At 60.7% G+C, this 19,509-nt stretch carries 11 protein-coding genes; all 11 read right to left on the reverse strand.

The annotated features are described in order from the left end of the window. Positions 1 to 186: 186 nt before the first annotated feature. The 11 genes from QWU43_RS10380 to QWU43_RS10430 all read right to left on the reverse strand — a co-directional run bounded on the left by QWU43_RS10380 (position 187) and on the right by QWU43_RS10430 (position 19,507). Entirely contained in the window at positions 187 to 1,341 is a 1,155-nt protein-coding gene (locus QWU43_RS10380; RefSeq protein ID WP_370915501.1) for an aromatic acid exporter family protein, read from the reverse strand. A gap of 213 nt (positions 1,342 to 1,554) precedes the next feature. Next, complete coding sequence (fbaA, locus tag QWU43_RS10385; RefSeq protein ID WP_370915500.1) at positions 1,555 to 2,589, reverse strand: class II fructose-bisphosphate aldolase; 1,035 nt, start codon at positions 2,587 to 2,589, stop codon at positions 1,555 to 1,557. A gap of 324 nt (positions 2,590 to 2,913) precedes the next feature. After that, the gene (locus QWU43_RS10390) at positions 2,914 to 4,113 is read right to left on the reverse strand and encodes a glycoside hydrolase family 76 protein (protein WP_370917848.1); all 1,200 of its coding nucleotides are present in this window, start codon (positions 4,111 to 4,113) and stop codon (positions 2,914 to 2,916) included. A gap of 73 nt (positions 4,114 to 4,186) precedes the next feature. Beyond that, a complete protein-coding gene (locus QWU43_RS10395) occupies positions 4,187 to 4,870 on the reverse strand; it encodes a TrmH family RNA methyltransferase (protein WP_370917802.1) in 684 nt (227 codons plus the stop codon). A gap of 4 nt (positions 4,871 to 4,874) precedes the next feature. Next, on the reverse strand, positions 4,875 to 5,423 hold the full coding sequence (pyrE, locus tag QWU43_RS10400) for an orotate phosphoribosyltransferase (protein WP_370915498.1): 549 nt from the start codon (positions 5,421 to 5,423) through the stop codon (positions 4,875 to 4,877). A 6-nt stretch (positions 5,424 to 5,429) separates the two neighbouring features. Beyond that, entirely contained in the window at positions 5,430 to 6,797 is a 1,368-nt protein-coding gene (locus tag QWU43_RS10405) for a hypothetical protein (protein WP_370917803.1), read from the reverse strand. A gap of 143 nt (positions 6,798 to 6,940) precedes the next feature. After that, on the reverse strand, positions 6,941 to 7,774 hold the full coding sequence (locus QWU43_RS10410; RefSeq protein WP_370917804.1) for a sulfurtransferase: 834 nt from the start codon (positions 7,772 to 7,774) through the stop codon (positions 6,941 to 6,943). 166 nt (positions 7,775 to 7,940) lie between these two features. Further along, a complete protein-coding gene (locus QWU43_RS10415) occupies positions 7,941 to 9,563 on the reverse strand; it encodes a pentapeptide repeat-containing protein (protein WP_370917805.1) in 1,623 nt (540 codons plus the stop codon). A 218-nt stretch (positions 9,564 to 9,781) separates the two neighbouring features. After that, a complete protein-coding gene (locus tag QWU43_RS10420) occupies positions 9,782 to 15,952 on the reverse strand; it encodes an SdrD B-like domain-containing protein (protein WP_370917806.1) in 6,171 nt (2,056 codons plus the stop codon). Positions 15,953 to 16,788: 836 nt separating this feature from the next. Continuing rightward, positions 16,789 to 17,622: a sulfurtransferase gene (locus tag QWU43_RS10425; protein WP_370917804.1), complete on the reverse strand. Its 834-nt coding sequence runs from the start codon at positions 17,620 to 17,622 to the stop codon at positions 16,789 to 16,791. A 166-nt stretch (positions 17,623 to 17,788) separates the two neighbouring features. Then, positions 17,789 to 19,507 (reverse strand): pentapeptide repeat-containing protein, encoded by a 1,719-nt coding sequence (locus tag QWU43_RS10430; protein ID WP_370917807.1) that lies wholly within the window; start codon positions 19,505 to 19,507, stop codon positions 17,789 to 17,791. Positions 19,508 to 19,509 lie beyond the last annotated feature (2 nt).

The following is a 19,509-nucleotide window of genomic DNA, read 5'->3' on the forward strand; positions in this document are numbered from 1 at the left end:
CCCTGCGCGGGGCACGATGCGATGTTCCTTCCCGACCGCGATAATAATCAGGTCTCGCCACGACCTTCGAGAATTTCATTCTCGCCGCGCCCGGCCCACGGCGAGCACCCGGTATTCCGCAAGCCTGTGCGGTCGCCGTCCGAACGGAGCAGTCAAGGCCGGGCTTTCCCGTAGGGCCGTGCGGAGCTACACCTCGGGATCAACGTGCGGGTGGGCACTGGTCGGAGCCAACACTGCCTGTGCAGACTTCCGGGACATACCGCAGATCTGTAGAAGATCCACGATGATCGAGCGGGACTGACCGAGAATCATCTGTGCCGAGAGTACCTTCTGGTCCGCGACCTCCGGCCCCGTCATCGCCCCCAGCACCCGGAGACGTCGGACGAGCTGCGGTATCCGCTCGGAGGAACCGATCTGCTCCCCCCTCTCGAACAGTGCTCCAAGAGCGACCATGATTTCGGCTATCTCCTCGAGCACCGCGATCTGGCGGGGGGTGACATCGTCACCGTCTTCGGTGAGTACCAACGCTCGGCGCGCGAGTACCCGGGTGTTGCGCATCGCGTTGTCCACGGGATTCAGGGTTCGCATCAAAGATTTCACCCTGCGCCGGTTCCGCCAGTGCAGGGGTGAGACGGTCACGGATTCCTTACCGGTCTTCGCCGCCGCGATCAGATTGTTGATGTTCGCCTGGGTACCACGCGCCTCCTGCAGTGCCGCCTGGATGCCCTTCGTGTTTCCGTCCGTCAGGTCGACGGCAACCTTTCCCAGCACATCCCCCGCGATGGTGAGGATTGTGGCGATCTCGTGGCGCCCACCCCGCAGCGGGGAATCGGGAAGCAGACCGATCACGATGATTCCGACGGTACCGCCGATGAAGGCATCGAGCATCCTGTCAATGCCTCCCGATGTACCCGGCGGAAAGATCGTGGCGATCAGCACTACACCGATACCCGCCTGCGTCGACACCAGTGGCGATTTGTCCACCAGCACGGCGGCCGTCAGCGCGAGGAAAACGAAGAACATCATCTGCCAGGTACCGGTGCCGAGCCAACTGACCAGCAGGTCACCGATACCGACACCGAGCGGTACGCCGATGTTCAGTTCCATTGCGCGCCGCAACCTCTCACCGCCGGTGAGACCGATGACGATGATGGCGGCCATCGGTGCGAAGAACACCGACTCGTGGCCGAAGAGATTGACTGCGACCCACCAGGACAATCCTGCGGCGATGCCGCCCTGGAGGATCGACATCCAACTGAGCCGCAGTCGATGAAGACCGGGGAGCAGCAGATCCTTCACTGCGTCCACCGGATTGGGCACGGGAGGTGTTCGCCTGGCCATCTTCTCAGGATAGGTACTTTCGGATAGTCGGGGTCATCGATACACGCACCACAGTAGCGAGCGGATTCAGGACATGTCCGCGAGGTGGACATCGGGCTGGTCACGGTAGCGTCCCGCACGGTTCCTCAGCGGCTGCACGACGAAAACCCCGCCCGAACGGTCGTGGCCGTTCGGGCGGGGTCAGGGCGGATAGGGCACTTACCCGCCGGAGTGTTACTTGGAGACGGTGGTGCCGACGGAGTGCAGATCCTGGCAGGTCTCGATGACTCGCTCGGACATGCCCTGCTCGGCCTTCTTCAGGTAGGAGCGGGGATCGTAGACCTTCTTGTTGCCGACCTCGCCGTCGATCTTCAGCACGCCATCGTAGTTGGCGAACATGTGGCCGACGATCGGGCGGGTGAACGCGTACTGCGTGTCGGTGTCGACGTTCATCTTGATGACACCGTAGCGCAGCGCCTCCTCGATCTTCTCCTTCTCGGAGCCGGAGCCGCCGTGGAAGACAAAGTCGAAGGGCATGGCGTTCTCGTCCAGGCCGAGCTTCTTCGCGGCGGTGCGCTGGCCCTCCAGCAGCACCTCCGGGCGCAGCTTCACGTTGCCGGGCTTGTACACGCCGTGCACGTTGCCGAAGGTGGCGGCCAGCAGGTAGCGGCCGTTCTCGCCGGTGCCGATGGCGTCGACGGTCTTGGCGAAGTCCTCGGGGGAGGTGTAGAGCTGGGCGCCGGCCTTGGCCTCGACACCGTCCTCTTCACCGCCGACGACACCGATCTCCAGCTCCAGGATGATGTGCGCGTTGTGCGCCTTCTTCAGCAGTTCCTGGGCGATCTCGAGGTTCTCGTCGATCGGGATGGCGGAGCCGTCCCACATGTGGGACTGGAACAGCGGGGCCTCGCCACGGTCGACGCGCTCCTGCGAGATGGCGATCAGCGGACGCACGTAGGTGTCCAGCTTCTCCTTCTGGCAGTGGTCGGTGTGCAGAGCGACGTTGATGCCGTAGTTCTTCGCGGCCTCATGCGCGTAGGCGGCCAGAGCGACGGCGCCCTTGACCATGTTCTTGACGGCCAGGCCGGAACCGAACTCCGCACCACCGGTGGAGAACTGGATGATGCCGTCGGACTCCGCCTCAGCGAAACCCTTCAGTGCTGCGTTAATGGTCTCCGAAGAGGTGCAGTTGATGGCCGGGAAGGCGAAACCTTCCTTCTTGGCCTTGTCAAGCATCTCGGCGTAGACCTCTGGGGTTGCGATGGGCATGTGCTCTCCTTTTCGTGGTGCGACGTTCAGTACGCCGACCACACCGTCAGGCCACGACCGCAGAAGCGGCCCGGGACCGCGGTGCGGTCGTCCTACCCTCAATTATGCCCTCACCGGTGCTTTCCCGCCGCCCTTCGCGCCCGATTCTGTGCATTCGCGCCCGATTATCTGTCTTTATATTCCGTTTCCAGACAAATCCGCAGGTGATGAGACCAGGCCCAGGTGATACGACCGGACGTGAGATCCGCCACTGACCGAACGGATGTCCGGGCGGTACCCCTCCCGTGCACCACCGGCGTCGGGAAATCTACTCCAGGCACCGGATCAGCGCCGGTGCTCATACCCTGCCGCCGACACCTTCGCCGCAGCCTCGATGAGCATCCAGCCGGACAACTGGACCGACAGATCCCGCTCCGGAATCTCGGAACTCCGCACCGCACCCGCTATGGAGGTGCCCACGACCCCGGCATTCCGGGGCAGGTTCGCGTCCGTCGTCCAATCCGCGCCGAACACGGGAAGGCCGTCGATTTCCAGACGGTGACGCCACACCGACTCCGCCGAGGCAAGCACCAGACGCGCCGCGATTTTCCGCGTCGCTCTATTCAACGGGGTGTCCTCCGAAAGCCGAACCGCGATCTCCGCCAGGTAGCGGGCGAGAATACCCTTGAACAGTCCGCCGTCGCCACCACCCGTGTGGGTGTCAATCACCCCGGCCGGTGTCGCCATGTCCTTGGCCACTGCGTGCACCAGTTCGCGGAGGCGCGTGATCCAGAGCATCAGATGCTGGGCCTTCTCCGCGTCGTCGATACCCGTGATCGACTGGTCCGGATCGAGGCCCGCACGCTCACGGAGCTTCTCAGAGATTTCGAGGCAGGCCCCCAACGTGACTCCCTGACAGTAGGGGTGGATGTCACGAACGATCTCAGGCCCGTGCATCCTCAACCGGACACCGTCCATGACCAGGCCCTGCTCGTTGATGAGATTGTCGAACACCCAGTTCATGAGGCCGATGGCCTCCTCCAGACGGTTTGTCCGGGCCATCATGATCGCCGCCGGGCCATTGGTGGGCACATTGTAGAAGGTCTCGTTGCTGCGCCACGGCAGTACACCGGTGAGATTGTCCGCACCGGCGATGATGTTCCACTCGAGCGGTGCAATCGATTTCGGGGTACGGAGCTTCTTAACCTCGTTGACGCGGGCCCCGGCCAGAGCGAGCCAAGCCTTGTCATCGTAGTAACGGTTGGCGGTCAGTCCACGCAGGTTTCGGAGCCGGATTCCCCTGAGTGTCTGCCGTATCCGCTGTTGCCGGGCCTGCGTCGGCCGACGAATGGCGGCATCGACGAGGCAGTCCAGGTAATGCGCCTGCCACCAGTAGTGCCAGCGCAGAAAGACCCGGTCCCGCGTCGTCGGGGGCCAGGCGACCACCGCGAGATTGGTGCGCGGGAGCATCCAGAGTCGGCTCGCGTGCCGCTCATTGATCGCCGCCTCTGCCAGATCAGCACGGTGCGCCCATTTTTCTTCCACGTTCTGGTTCATCTCCCGCGTTCAACAAGGTGTTACTTATCCCATCTCAGGATAGGTTCACATACCTGATTCGCTACCAGGCCCGCCCCAGGTCCGCGTGCTGGGTGATCCACCTGTGCATCGCGATCCCGGCGGCGACACCGGCGTTGATCGAACGGGTCGACCCGAACTGCGCGATGGAACACGTCATCAGGGCACCTCTACGGGCGGCCTCCGTGACACCGGGGCCTTCCTGCCCGAACAACAGGAGGCACCGCTCGGGCAGGTCTGCTGTTTCAAGCGGTACAGACCCGGGGGTGTTGTCCACCGCAACCACGGTGACGTTCCGTTCCTCCGCCCAGGAGAGGAGCGTATCGACGTCCGGATGGTGCAGCAGGTGCTGGTACCTGTCGGTCACCATCGCACCACGCCGGTTCCACCTCCGTCTACCGACGATGTGGACGGTGTCCACCGCGAAGGCGTTGGCGGTGCGCACGACGGTCCCGATGTTGGCGTCGTTCTCGAAGTTCTCGATCGCGACGTGCAGCGGGTGCCTGCGGGTGTCGATGTCCGCGACGATGGCTTCGCGGGTGAGGTACCGGTAGGCGTCGACGACGTTACGCCGGTCCCCCTCCGCGAGCAGTCGCTGATCGAAACGCTCATCGGTCGGGAGTGGCAGCCCCGGATGCTCCTCGACCCAGGGGCCGACGCCGACACGTCCCTCGCCCCACTCAGTGGGACCGGGACGGTCAACGTTCCCCACTCCCGATGCCGTCACGTCCTCACTCAAGGCCGAGGTCCGACAGTCCCAGCAGGTAGCGGTACTCGAGTCCGGCGTCGGCTATGACCTTGTCCGCACCCGTCGCACGATCCACGACCGTCGCCACCCCCACGACCTCCGCACCCGCATCCCGCAGCGCCTCCACCGCGGTGAGCGGGGAATTTCCGGTGGTCGTGGTGTCCTCCACGACGAGAACCTTCCGGCCCACGATGTCCGGCCCCTCGACCCGACGCTGCATTCCGTGCTTTTTGGCTTCCTTGCGCACGACGAATGCGTCGATCGGCCGCCCCTCCGCGTGCATGACCGACGTGGCAACGGGATCAGCCCCGAGCGTCAACCCACCGACGGCGACGTAATCCCAGTCGGAGGTGAGTTCACGCAGCAATTCACCGATCAGCTTCGACGCCCTGTGGTGCAACGTCGCCCGCCGCAGATCCACGTAGTAGTCGGCCTCCCGACCGGACGAGAGTGTGACCCGGCCATGTACGATGGCAAGTTCCTTGACCAGTTCAGCGAGTTCTTTACGGGCTTCGACAGATGGGGTGGGCACGACGGTTCAGGGCTCCTCAGGTGTAGTCGGATTATCGGTGTCCGGGGTATCGGGATCAGCCTCACTCCCGGAATCGGTGAAGATGCTCGGGCCACTGCGGAAGGTCCGCGGCACCCGCACCCCACCGGGCTGCGGCTCCACGTCCCGTCCGTCGGCGATGGCATCGACCTCGTCTCCACCCACCGGGCGCAGTTCCACGGTACCGCGCTGCTCCGTACGGACACGACTGGGTAGTTCCACCGGTTCATCCGGCCGCCGGACCTGCGGCTGAACCCCAGGTTGCTCCAGCTCTGAATCGGACATCCCAGGGTCCTCCGATGGTTCATGCCGCGTGGGCATCGGGCGAGAGGGATCCAGGCCCTCCACATCACGGAACAGGGCGTCCCCCTCACGCGGTGGAAGAGTACATGCGGCATCAGCCAGCAGGGCCATCGGTTCAAGAGCCGCATCCCAGTCTTCCGGGGTACTCCTCCGGGCCAACTGTGCGATGACCCAGCGGGATTCCGTCCACACAGTCGTGACCGACACTGGAAGTGCCTCAAGCGCGGCGGTGACCCGTTCATCCACGAACCGGCGAGCGACATCGGGTTCCCCACAGAACACATCGAAATCCCCAAGCCGGAGAATGGAGGCCCCGTTCTCCGCCCCGCGCATCATCTGAACGACGACCGCACTACCTGTCACTCTCCTGAACGCGAGGACCGTATCCTGTCCCAGGTCCGCCAGATGGAACTCGTACCTGGACGCCATACCACTGACGACGTCTTTCGCCGCTGCTCCCGCACCAGCGGGGCCGCCCGTCCATTCATCAGTGAGGAAGGCGTCACCTTTGCTGTAGTTGTACCCGTTGACGGATGCCCAGCGACGACGCTGCCGCCGCGCGGACCCCGGGAAATGCAGGCCTCCATGAATCGTGTTTGCCACCCCGGGACCCAGTTTTTCTCCCTTCCGGTCCTCCCGACCGGTGGGAATCTCCTCCGGAGTCTCCGTGTCCCGTACGAGGTTCTCCCGTTCCGCTGCACTGATGACGGGAATGTCCCGTAACTGTGCCTCCGACTCAACGTCAATGACACCAGCGACCTCGCCGTCCGCTTCCACGGAAGAGTCCGGCGGCTCCGCACGGTCAGGCACGGAGGGTCGGCTACCCGGAATGGAATCAGACTCACCGATCCCGTCTCCCGGCGCCGAGTCAGAGTCCACGGGGCACCCGACCGACTGTTCGTCGGTGTCATCGGAATCCGCTGCACCGACAGCGCCAGACTCGGCGGCAGCCGCCCGCCTCGCCACCGCGTCCCGGCGGTTCGCGGCAAGAGTCAGGGCGACGGCACCGGCGGCGGAGGCGGCCGCGAGCAGGATGAGAGTTTCACTTAACATTTGACTCCAAGTCTAGCGCCCTCTCGCCCCGCGCCCGGGTACATGCGCGGCGGTGTCCAACAGAGAGCACAGCGGTTCTTTTCCGCACCCGCGAGCAGCACCCCAATAATCACCCCGCCCTGTCCAAGGATGATTGTTACGGATCAGACGGTTGTGGCCACCGGATTCTTCGGATCAGCACACCACTGCGACCAACCCCCAACATACACAGCAGCACCCGGCAAACCAGCATAATGCATCGCAGCCACAGCACGCGCCGAATGCAAACCAGACCCCGAATACACAATCACCCTCGACGGATCCACCACACCCACAGCCTCAAACTCCGCACGAATCTCCCCCGGACTCCGAAACGTCTTATCCTCATTCGACAAACGCCCCGCCGGAAGATTCACCGCCCCCGGAATATGCCCAGCCTTCAAATCAAGACGCTCCTTACGCCCCGCAAAACGATTCTCCTGACGCACATCAAGAAGCACACCATCAAAACCCTTCACATCATCAATCGACGCCACCGGCAACTGCCCCGGATTCACCCTCAACGTACACGTCTGCGGCAAATTCCCCGGACCACCAGCATGACGACGCCCCTCCCTAACCCACGCCGCCAACCCACCATCAAGAATCCGCACACCCCGAATACCCGCCCACGTCAACACCCACCACGCACGCGCCGCCATCAAACCACGACCACCGTCATAAACCACAACCCGATGATCCGGATTCAACCCCCACCGCTCAAACCACTTCTGAAGAATCACCGGATCAGGCAACGGATTCCGCCCCAACTTACTCGACGGAGCCGACGTCAACGCCCGCGCCGGATCACAAAACAACGAATTCGGAATATGCTTCCCCCGATAATACTGAAACCCAGCATCCTCCCGACCAGGCAACCACATCGACGCCAACAGCGTCGTCTTCACCCCAGTCTTCATCCCATCAGCAAGTTCCGTAGGCGTAATCAACAGGCTCATACCCCACACAGTAGTCAAATTCCAGCACAAGGGAAGCCGAGTGGAGATAACAAACCAACCAGCGTACGAGCCGGAATAGTGAGGCACAGGTACAACAAGTGGAGGGTCGAGGAACCCATCTGGTCGTGGATCGGGCGCTCACCCAGGCCGCGTCACAGCTTAAGCACTAGCCACCCCCCTCCAAGGCCTCTTTCGGCTCCGGGTCATCAACCAGAATCATACCGAGGGCCTGCGGATCGAACCCCTCCGGGAAAACCGTCGAAGAACTATAAAAGGCACCCCGCCATCGAGTGTTTTCATCGAAGGTACAGGGACCGAACAGAAACCAATCGTGATCCCCGTCGGCGAGTTTCGCCCCCTCCAAACGAGCCTCCCGCAGGTCCGCCCGCTCCAAACTAGCCTCCATCAGGTACGCCCCATCCAAACGAGCACCCCGCAGGTTCGCCCGCTCCAAACGAGCCTCCCGCAGGTCCGCCCGCTCCAAACGAGCACCCTCCAGGTCCGCCCCCTCCAAACGAGCGGCCCCCAGGTTTGCCCCCTCCAAACAAGCGATATCCAGGTTCGCCCCCTCCAAACGAGCACCCAACAGGTACGCCCCCTCCAAACAAGCATCCCGCAGGTACGCCCGCTCCAAACGAGCATCCATCAGGTTCGCCCCCTCCAAACGAGCATTCTCCAGGTCCGCCCCCGCCAAACGAGCATTCTCCAGGTACGCCCGCTCCAAACGAGCACCCCGCAGGTTCGCCCCCTCCAAACAAGCCCACTGCAGGTTCGCCCGCTCCAAACGAGCACCCCGCGCCTTCATCCCTTTCAGGCGAGCCTCCGGCGCATGAGCCCCCGGGGCCACCATCCCGGAAAGATCCACACCAGCAAAACAACCCCGATCACCATCCACCAGACGCGGCCCCGCACCCCTGGTTCTGACTTCTGAGACCGACTGCCCACGGATATCCGATTTGAACGCGAGATCAAACAACTCCTGGCGCCGTCGAAGACTCTCATTTTCCAGCTCTTTGACCTTGTGCTCTTTTTGTTGGTCGGAAGAAGCCTCGATCACCGCTCTTTCGGACCTTTCGAGAGACGACCAGTCATCAATCTGGAAAATCAGCTCCGACACCGCCGCCGCACGAACCGTGACATCATCATGAGCAAGATGACCGATCGACATCGCGAGCTTCTGCGACAGATCAAGACGCTGCTGAACCGACAACTGCCGACTTTCCCGCAGCGATTCCGCCTCCAGCCGCTCATTCTCCCGAATTGACTCGGACTCCAATCTCCGATTCTGTCGTTTATCCTCCCTTTCCTGTTGCTCCAACGATCGGCGTTGGGTGGCCCACACGGATAGTGCGACTCCGCCACCCGCGAACAGACCCGCCGCCAGTTCGCCGGAACTATAGTTCAGGGCTACCGCCCTGATCCCTCCGGCCAGGGAAAGAAGTGCGAGTAGCACGAAGACGAGCTCGGAACCATTGATGCTCCTGCCAGGTTCCTCTGATGCCTCCTGCGCGTCCGCCTCCACGGGAATCGTCGTAGACAACCAGGTGCGGAGCCCGACGATGAGAGATAGTCCCGCAGCGGCGTACAAAAGCCACCACCAGCCCTGCTTCATTTCGTCGAAGATGCTCTCCCATCCGTTGCCGATCAGCGCTGCGGGAAGAAGCAGGAAAGGAAGCCCCAGCAAGAGGTTCCGCCAACTGAGGTAATACTCACGGCGCGTGATCCTTCGATGCGTGGAGTCACGCTCATCAGCGGAGTCCGCCGCACTGGACTGTTCACCCGTGGTCATGGGTTTCACTTTAACCGCACAATGGCCCTGTTCACCCGGGTTCCTGATGGGCGGGGCCATCACCATCGGAAACCTGCTACTGCTGCGGGCTAGCCGTCAGCATTCCCGGTATGCCGCCGCCCGCGCCACTGCACCGGACAATCGCCCCACAACCCCCGAACATGACGTGACCCGCCGCACCCCAAACATCAGGTGGGCGGGTCACAGACACTCACCGATCACTCATTGCGGCGACGGCGGCGCGCCACCACAACCAGACCGAATCCAACCAGCAACAGCAACGCACCAATCCCGAGCGCGACCACAACATTCGCACCCGTCACCGGTAGTCCACCCACCGAGTGCTGCCGTTTACCCGGCACGGACCCGTCCTTGGCGCTGTGTTCCTTGACCGACTGCTCCGAATCAACACCTCCAACAGTGTCGACAGGATCAACCGGCTCTGTGGCACCGGCTTCCGGCTGACCACCAGGCACGGGCACCGGCACCGGAATCGGGATGATCATTCCCCCCTCAGAAGAGCCGGTCGAACCGGTATCTTCCTTCTTCACCTTGACTTCAGCAGAATCAGAGTCCGACACCGTGCGGTCGTCCCGGCCAGGATCCATCGACTGCGGGATCGTCCCGGTGGCTGTGACCGAAGTACGGTGGACACCGTTCTTCGCGTCTTCCGCTGTGATGACGTGCTCGGATGTGCACACCATCGACTCACCCGGAGCGAGCGTCGTCTGTGGGCAGGTGATCGTATTGCCGGGATCACCGGTGACGGTGATATCAGTCAGGGGAACGTCACCGGTATTGGTGACGGTGGAGGTGAACGACACCGAATCACCGACGTTGTAGCTGTCCTGCGGGTCGATGACGTCCACGTTCACCGTGATCGAGGTTTCCCTCTTCAGTGTGACCGTAGCGGTGGCATCGTTACCCTGGACGGGGCGTCCGCCAACGGTTCCGGCTGCGGTGGCGGTGTTGACCAGGTCACCGTCGCCGACAATGTCAGTGGTGGTGACGGGAACCTTCGCGGTGCACGAGCGTTCCTCACCGACAGGGAGGGTGATTCCTTTCCCTGTGAGTGCGGCGGCGTCTCCACAGTCGAGTGCAATGCCTCGTTCCTGCAGCCATTGATCGGTCACCGTCAGATTCTCAATGTCGGCGTTACCGCTGTTCTGTACACGCACCGTGAAGGTCACAGATTCACCAGCCGCGACGGGCCCCTCGGAATCTGCAGTTTTGGTGACCACCAGGCGCGGATCAGCGGCGGGTACGGAGACCACCGACTCCTCAGAAGTGACCTCAGTCCCCCTGATCGGAGTCGTGCCACGTACCGTGGCGGTGTTAACCACGGAACCGGCAGCCGCTTCCTCCGCCGTGACGACGTACACGCCTGAGAAGCACACTCGGTTCTCGCCGGGTGCAAGCAACGTGGAGTTCTCGCAGGTTATCTTCCCACCAGCGTTCGCCAACTTGGTGTCGACGACGGTGATGTCGCGCAGCGACACATCCCCGGTATTGGTCACCGTGAACGCGTAGGTGACCTCGTCACCCGCACGGTAGATCGTTCCGGGCTCGTATCCGGGCACGGTTTTGTCGACGGTCAGTCCCGTACGAGAGGTAACCGGCACCGTGGTCCTCGCGGAGAGTTCATCGATCCGGGCGGCTCTGTATCCACCCGTGACGGTTGCCGTGTTGACGATATCGGTCTCCGCGTCGACCTGTTCCTGCCTGACTGTGGTTTCCGCCGTGCAGGTTGCGCTCTGTCCGACGTCGAGCTTTCCTCCATTGGTGTCCACGAGTCCGGGGACACCACAGGTGAGCGTGGTATCGCCGAGGTCGGGATCACTGAGATGGATGTTCTCGACCGGGGTGTCACCCGTGTTCGTGACCGTGACAGTCCAGACGATGGTATCCGCGGCCCGGAGTTCCGTGCCCTCCGCGATGTTACTTTCCTTGGTGATGGACAGTCCGGGCTGACCTGTAGCAACCTCTACGGTTGATTCATCCTGAACGGTAGCGTTGTCGACGGGTTTCTTCGCCGTCACCGTCGCCGTGTTCTCCACCTTCTTCGCGGTGGCATCAGATTCGGTGACGATGTAGGGCTGCTGTGCTGAACATGTCACTTCAGCACCGGGGTCGAGAGTATCCGGGCAGTCGTTCGGGGTGTCACCGAGGAGTGGATCAGCGACGGTGACGTCGTGCAGTGTTAACGAACCCGTGTTGGAGAGCCGGAACTCGTAGATGATCTCGTCACCAGCGACGTACAGCTCGTTCTGGTCTCTGACGGACTTGACGATGGTGATCTCCGCATCGTCGGGGAGGGTTACCGTGACTGCGTCGTCCGCTGACGCGGAGATCCCATTGTAGTCACCGGTGATCGTTGCGCGGTTGATCAGGCTCTCCCGGGCGTCGATATCCGCCTGCGTCACGACATAGGTTGCTGCACAGGTGTAGGTGTCACCCGGACTGAGGGTTGCCCCGGCCGGAGAGAGGAGATCCCCCCGCGATACTGCAGCGTCACCCGTGTACTCTTCTCCTGACTCATTCGAGATGACACAAGATATTTCGAGATCACCGGCGCTCCAATCATCGGTCAATCTGACGTTGTTCAACACGGTGTCGCCGACGTTGCCGCCCGTGACGGTGAACGATGCTGTGCCCCCGACAGGGATCTTCACCGTGTCCGCGTCATTGACAGTCTTTTTGAGGGTGATCACAGGATGGGGTTCAAACAGACCGAAATCGATACCTTCAATCAGGGAACGATGATCGGCGGGCACCACGAGATCACGGACCTCATCCTGCCCGGCGTTGGCTGGGCTCGGGCCAGACTGAGTGACCACGGTGCCTTCAGGCCGCATGATCCGGACTGTGTAGTCGCCGGGAACCAGATTATCGAAATCGTAGGCACCCTCTTCATCTGTCGTCGTGGTGGCGACAGTTTTCCCGTCTCGGAGGATACTGACGGTGACACCCGTGTAAGGATCATCCCCGGGCGCTCTGCCGCCGGTGTTCTCAACGTCCTTGTAAACGACACCAGTAATCTGTCCGGAATAGACCTCCGCGCGCACCGAAGCCGGGCCAGGGATCGGCGGATTGGCTTTACCTTCGCCGGGGAGGATAGTCACACCCATGGCGTTAACGTAAACGTCTCGATTGTGGTTCCCCTCGGTTTCGAGGATCACCTTGATCTGGGAGGAATCGCCCGAATTAAGCGCCCCACCCCGATACTTCAGCGCCGTGATCCGCTTACCACCGGGAGCATGCTGCGCCGCAATGGCATCAGGAGTGAGAATGTTCCAGGTGGTATCTGCACTCGGTTGGGCGTCGATCGCACGCCCACCGTCCTGGCGTGAGAAAGCCACGCAGGCGTCACGCTCATTGGTATGCGTGACCGATTCCGGACACCCCGAAACCTTTGCTGGATCATCGGTCGTGTAGTAAATCTCCACATCCGACTGGTCACCGGCGAGCCGTTCCGCAGACTTCAGTGCGTAGGTTCCGTGGTAGTTCGTGCCCCGCTCGTCTCCGTTGTACGGAAGGACATCGATGTACTCGAATGCCGGATAAGACAATTCACTGTTGTTCGACACCGTAGTGATGAACGCTACGTCCGAGTTGAGCGAAACTTCACCTTCCACCACGGATTTATCGGAGCTGAGGACATCGATGCGCGGCACGAGGATCGTGCCCCTGATGGAGTTCCCGTCCCCGGGGTAGTACGCCTCGGGATCAATGTAATTCCGAGGTACCCACCTGTCTGATGACTCGGCGGCAGGGTCCTTCAGGTGTCTCATACCGGTACCGAAGGATTCCACCAGGATGGGAAACTCCTGCCCGGGCAGAGCCCAGACCGGGGTCTCGACATTGGCCGTCATCACGGGAGGCTCGTTGTTCCGCCAGACGAGCCGCTCGGACTCCCGTTTCATGCGTTCCCCGAAACCGACGGGAAGCGCAGGATCGTTCAGTGGGTCACCGGTGGTGTTCTCCTTGTCCCCAAGCAACCAGGACCGTTCGAGGTAGTGGTCTTTACTGATCCCACAGTCACTGTAGTCCTCGGAGAGATCGATGTTGCGGACGTAGGTAACCCCCGGCGGGAGATCGTCAGCGTTCGCGCTGAGACACTTGGACAGGAAAACGCGGGTGTAGAAACGGTTGGGTTCCCCGTTCTCATCGGTACCGTTGAGTGCAGATGTGACACCATCGGTGAAGTTGATTCTCGGGTAGGAACGGACTTCGACCGACTGCCTGCCCCGCCCGGGAGCGTTCTTCTTCTTGTTGTCGTGCGGACCGTACCAGCCGGGCATATTCATCTGCCCCACAGATACCGCCGACTTCGTCGACTGATAGATGATGTCACTGACCGCCTTCGAGTACTCCCCATCACCGGACGCCACCCGCAGGTAGTTCCGGGTCACGTAGTAGCGGCCACCGTTGATCTTCTCTTCATTTCCCACGATCTTGTCCGGGTTGAATCCCGCGGCATCATAGGTGAGGGCTGTCGGATTGGTGAAGATCCCGTCGCCGTCGATCTCAATGAGGAATCCGCTGATGTCACGGTAATCTGTCCCCGGGCCGAACACATCGGCCAGTAGCCAGGAACTCAGGGCTTCGTCACTGGGGAGAACGAAGTTGTCCTTCGAGCAGTCCGGTTCACCGGCACCATCCCCGACCAGGTCCCTGTTCGTGAAGTACACCCGCGCATTCGGGTACACCTCGTTCAGCCGAGGTGTACTCTTCGTGCTCCAGCCGACGTGGATCCTCTTGTCGCCCCCGAAAATCTGGTAACCGGGTTTCCATGCCACACAGATTCGCGGGTTGTCCCGAGCCTGCAGAGGATTGATCTTAAGCTGAACAGGTGCCTTACCGAGTGCAGCCCGCTTACCGGTGGCCTCGTCCACCGGGCCCCGACCATAGTTCTGGTCAACTTTGGTCGAGATGCAGTCCTGCCCCTCAGCACACTCGTATTCACTGAGATTCAGCGTGTGCCTGACCCAGTTGTTGTTGGGGTAGAACCTACCGTTCCTGATCCCCGCTTCCTTATTCTCCGTGGCGAAGTCCTTCCCCTGGTTCGATCCGGGATCAACCTCGTTATTTCCGAAGCCTTCGTCGCCCTCAAACTCGGGGAACACCGACTCTTCTCCGGATGGGCCCCTGACCTTCATGGGGTTGTGTTCATCGTCGACCACAAGGAACTTCGAGGAGACCTCTATTCCATCCTCCTTGGGGAAGTTCTCGGTGGGGATGAAAAACCGGAAAGAAGGATACCGGGAGGGAACATTAGGCAGGAAGTAGGAGCCGCTGATCTCACCGATGACGTAGGGGTCCTTCTCATCCAGGTTGGCGGGAACCGGATCACTCCCAGCGAAGGAGGTCAGTACCTGACCGGGATCAACCCCTTCCGGAAGCGAATCGGCGTCGAGAACGTACTTCAACAATTGCTTCGGAAGCTTCGCACCGTTCTTGCCATTCAGACCGGCTGCACTGTATCCGGGGTAGTAGAGATGGGTGATACCGGGTTGCGCGCTGATCGCCCGGTAGGACTTTCCGTTGATGACCACGTCGGAGGGCGCGACACTGGTGGCCGCGACGCCGAGGTCGAAGCGCTCAATCCTGAGGATGTTCAGGTCCTTGTCGGAGTCAAGCGGGACGGGCTCAGTGGAGGCCGGGGGAACAGCGGCATCATCACCTGAAACGACCGGCGTCACTGTACCGATCAGATGAAATCTACCCTTCAACCTGTATGTTTCCGTGTGGTCGAAAGGACTCGCACTGACGTTGACCAGTACCGTCACCGAATAGGGTTCACTGTTTTCAAAGGTGACCTCCACCTGACTTGGTGAGATGGGCCTGATGACAACACCGTTCTGTCCAGAAGTCGTCACAATTCGGGTCGGTATGTTCCGCATCGATGCAGGTCCACCTGTTTTGACATCGATCCAGTTCAGGTTGATGCGGAACGTCGCGGGGCCATTCGATGCCGTCTTGCTCAGCGCGAGAGCGTACTGCGCCGAGTCACCTGCACATACGTTGCCATCAGTCCTCGTCTCATCGGATTCCTCTGCGGGGAAACCGTGTTTCACGTTGACACCACAGGGATACGAAACACCCGGTTCTTGCCCTTTACCTGCGGAGACCTGGGTGAGGGTCACGCCAAGGGCCGCACCGTTCTCCCCTGGAACGACGGTGGTTCCCTCCGGCTGCTCGCCGGTCATGAGTGGTGCCGGAACCCGGAAATCACCACCGGAGATCAGTGGGGATTCATCTGAAGCACCTGACGTCTCCTCATTCAGCGATACCTCTCTCGCAGGCACCCGATCACTTTCACCATCATCTCCGGGCCGTACATCGGTGGCATCTGCGTCATCACCGGCTGAATCTTCAGTAGTACTCACTGCATCCGGGTTCACCACCGGCTCCGCCACGGATCGCGGCGGCACCGAAAGGACGGAAAACATCACACATATTGCAGCGACTATCGCCGCGATATTCCTCCGGACCAGTCGCCATGAAGCGCCGGGCACCGCAGAAGATGGTGGGGGTGGATTAACTATTGACATGGATATGACCTCTGGTCCCTATTCGTCGCCAAATCCATTCCCGGATACACGACACCGGAAAAACCCACAGCACCCGGGAGCAGATTTCCTACATAGGTAATATATCTAACGAGATTCCCCTCACAAAAAAGATCCCCCCATTCAAAAATTGAAACTGGACACTACTGTCACCCCATTCACAACAAATAGACATTGCCCCTTGTGTGATACATCAAACAAAAAGGATAAAACGGAGATACCTGCAGGTCAGAAGCCCGCAATTCATGACAAATACATGATGTGTAAAATATTACTAATGTTACATGCTTCACACTTTATTAAGCACTATAAAGAGTAATCAAGGCTGCACATTTTAATAGAAAACTTAACTGTAAGATATTATTTATATGCCATGTGACGCGCCCACTTCCCGGAAGATCGAGAAAGAGATACCCGGACCACTCCGGACGAGCATCAGCAATTGCGGCACCACAGCATCCCAGATCCCCCCGCTGGCGGCGCTCCACGGAAAAATTCTCCGACACCGAGCCACCCATCATCGACACCCACCGCCCCGCCCAAACAACCACATCTCCACACCAGGTCGACCCCAGAGGAAGACCCAGACATAAAAATGCCCCGCACAGTCCCTACAAGAAGGACCTACGGGGCACCACCGAAAAACTAGCGGATCAGACGGTTGTGGCCACCGGATTCTTCGGATCAGCACACCACTGCGACCAACCCCCAACATACACAGCAGCACCCGGCAAACCAGCATAATGCATCGCAGCCACAGCACGCGCCGAATGCAAACCAGACCCCGAATACACAATCACCCTCGACGGATCCACCACACCCACAGCCTCAAACTCCGCACGAATCTCCCCCGGACTCCGAAACGTCTTATCCTCATTCGACAAACGCCCCGCCGGAAGATTCACCGCCCCCGGAATATGCCCAGCCTTCAAATCAAGACGCTCCTTACGCCCCGCAAAACGATTCTCCTGACGCACATCAAGAAGCACACCATCAAAACCCTTCACATCATCAATCGACGCCACCGGCAACTGCCCCGGATTCACCCTCAACGTACACGTCTGCGGCAAATTCCCCGGACCACCAGCATGACGACGCCCCTCCCTAACCCACGCCGCCAACCCACCATCAAGAATCCGCACACCCCGAATACCCGCCCACGTCAACACCCACCACGCACGCGCCGCCATCAAACCACGACCACCGTCATAAACCACAACCCGATGATCCGGATTCAACCCCCACCGCTCAAACCACTTCTGAAGAATCACCGGATCAGGCAACGGATTCCGCCCCAACTTACTCGACGGAGCCGACGTCAACGCCCGCGCCGGATCACAAAACAACGAATTCGGAATATGCTTCCCCCGATAATACTGAAACCCAGCATCCTCCCGACCAGGCAACCACATCGACGCCAACAGCGTCGTCTTCACCCCAGTCTTCATCCCATCAGCAAGTTCCGTAGGCGTAATCAACAGGCTCATACCCCACACAGTAGTCAAATTCCAGCACAAGGGAAGCCGAGTGGAGATAACAAACCAACCAGCGTACGAGCCGGAATAGTGAGGCACAGGTACAACAAGTGGAGGGTCGAGGAACCCATCTGGTCGTGGATCGGGCGCTCACCCAGGCCGCGTCACAGCTTAAGCACTAGCCACCCCCCTCCAAGGCCTCTTTCGGCTCCGGGTCATCAACCAGAATCATACCGAGGGCCTGCGGATCGAACCCCTCCGGGAAAACCGTCGAAGAACTATAAAAGGCACCCCGCCATCGAGTGTTTTCATCGAAGCTACAAGGGTCAGTCACTGTCCCATCGCCACCCTTGAAAGCGAGCATCGCCCCCTCCAAACGAGCACCCCACAGGTCCGCCCCCTCCAAACGAGCCGCCACCAGGTCCGCCCCCGCCAAACGAGCCTCCACCAGGTTCGCCCGCTCCAAACGAGCACCCCCCAGGTTCGCCCCCTCCAAACGAGCATCCATCAGGTTCGCCCCCCGCAGGTTCGCCCCCCGCAGGTTCGCCCCCTCCAGCTTCACCCCCTTCAGGTTCGCCCCCTCCAGCTTCGCCCCCCGCAGGTTCGCCCCCCGCAGGTTCGCCCCCCGCAGGTTCGCCCCCCACAGGTTCGCCCCCTTCAGGTTCGCCCCCTCCAGCTTCGCCCCCCGCAGGTTCGCCCCCTCCAGCTTCGCCCCCCGCAGGTTCGCCCCCTCCAGCTTCGCCCGCAACAGGCCCGCCCCCTCCAGGTTCGCCTCCCGCAGGTTCGCCCCCTCCAAATGGGCACCCACCAAATCAACTCCTCGTAGGTATGTTGATCCGAGGCTTTTCTTTACTTCGTCCTTTTCTTCCCCCATTTCACATTCCTCTTTGTCACGAATATCTGGAAGCCTAACTCCTTCAAAGCTCACCCCCTCGAACGATCCCTTCTGGGCTGATTTCAGTCCTCTCCGGCGAGCAGCAATGATCCCTTTGCGAAATTCCCTTTTCTCATTGTGATTCGCGCTGTCACTTGATGAGGGCTCCTGAGAATCCTCACTGCTTTCCGCGTAGTCTTTCATCGCCAGATCGAAGAGTTCCTGCCTCCGGCGTAATCCCTCAGCTTTGAACTCCTCCACCCGCCGTTCCGCGTCGTGGGGTTTCCGGGTTTCAATTTCCGTTATCTCTCCTTGAATGAGGGCATTCCAGTCATCAATCTGGAACATCAGTTCGGAGATGGCGGCTGCACAGACAACTTCACTCCCACTGGATAGGTGATCAATGGAGGTCTGCAGCTTCTTCGACATGTCCATACGCTGCTGGACAGAGAGTTGCCGACCCTCCCGTAGTGATTCGGATTCCAGTCGATCGTTCTGTCTCTTGTCTTCCCGCTCTTGCTGTTCGAGGGAGCGGCGTTGGGTCGCCCAGACAGACAGCGCGAGGCCACCTGCGGCAAACAGTCCCGCAGCGAGCTGCGCTTTGCCCTCCTCATGCATGACTGTGAGTACGCGTATTCCTCCGGCCATTGACAAAAGGGAGAAGAGAACAAAAACGAGCTCGATCCACGAAAACCTGGAGGGATGGGCCGTCTCCGTGGAGGCTCCCGAAGCACCGTATTTGTCGTTCGGTTCAATGGGTTCAAACAGCAACAATCCCAAACCCAAGACAACAACCACGAACCCGAAGCTGTAAAGTCCACCGTTCCATTCCCCGATCTCCCGAATCCCGTCGACTATTCGGCCCCACCCGGTTCCGATGAGCCCTGCGGGGAGAAGAACGAAGGGCGTACCGACGAGAACAGTTCGCAGTTTCGCGTACATTTTCCAGCGGTTGGTCGTCTTATTCTCCGACTGGACGCCATCTCCGCTGGCGTCGGGTTCTTTGTCGGGAGCCGAGGTCATAG

The organism is Corynebacterium sp. CCM 9204, from assembly GCF_041357695.1.
In the GTDB taxonomy this organism is placed as follows: domain Bacteria; phylum Actinomycetota; class Actinomycetes; order Mycobacteriales; family Mycobacteriaceae; genus Corynebacterium.

Coding starts and splice junctions, on each gene's coding strand:
- QWU43_RS10380 (WP_370915501.1), bottom strand. CDS start 1,341: ATGGCCAGGCGAACACCTCCCGTGCCCAATCCGGTGGACGCAGTGAAG.
- fbaA (WP_370915500.1), bottom strand. CDS start 2,589: ATGCCCATCGCAACCCCAGAGGTCTACGCCGAGATGCTTGACAAGGCC.
- QWU43_RS10405 (WP_370917803.1), bottom strand. CDS start 6,797: ATGTTAAGTGAAACTCTCATCCTGCTCGCGGCCGCCTCCGCCGCCGGT.
- QWU43_RS10410 (WP_370917804.1), bottom strand. CDS start 7,774: ATGAGCCTGTTGATTACGCCTACGGAACTTGCTGATGGGATGAAGACT.
- QWU43_RS10415 (WP_370917805.1), bottom strand. CDS start 9,563: ATGACCACGGGTGAACAGTCCAGTGCGGCGGACTCCGCTGATGAGCGT.
- QWU43_RS10425 (WP_370917804.1), bottom strand. CDS start 17,622: ATGAGCCTGTTGATTACGCCTACGGAACTTGCTGATGGGATGAAGACT.
- QWU43_RS10430 (WP_370917807.1), bottom strand. CDS start 19,507: ATGACCTCGGCTCCCGACAAAGAACCCGACGCCAGCGGAGATGGCGTC.